The following is a 255-nucleotide window of genomic DNA, read 5'->3' as shown; positions in this document are numbered from 1 at the left end:
GCTGAGCGTACGCAGCGACCGGCGCCACGCCGAACCCTTGACCTTCCGCCTGCAGACCTGCCCCCAGGCCGACGTGCCGGAACTGCTCAGCGGCCAGAGCCTGCCGCTGGCGGGGGGGCAGGCGATGGCCGTCTACCGGGTCGGCAGCGCCACCGCCGAGCGCATGCTGCTGACCGCCGACTGGCGCAGTGACGACGCCCAGGCCCGCCAGCACTGGCAGCTGACGGACCGATCCGGACAGATCCTGCACACCGG

Annotated in this window: 1 protein-coding gene; it reads right to left on the bottom strand. The window is 73.3% G+C overall.

Going from position 1 to position 255, the window contains the following annotated elements:
- On the bottom strand, positions 1-255 hold a 255-nt coding region (locus PZA18_RS24795), incomplete at both ends, for a hypothetical protein (protein WP_284103543.1).

Origin of the sequence: Parachitinimonas caeni, from assembly GCF_030129945.1 — a bacterium.
GTDB lineage: Bacteria > Pseudomonadota > Gammaproteobacteria > Burkholderiales > Chitinimonadaceae > Parachitinimonas > Parachitinimonas caeni.
Note: the sequence above shows the minus strand (reverse complement) of the source record. Positions and strands in the feature narration are given on the sequence as shown.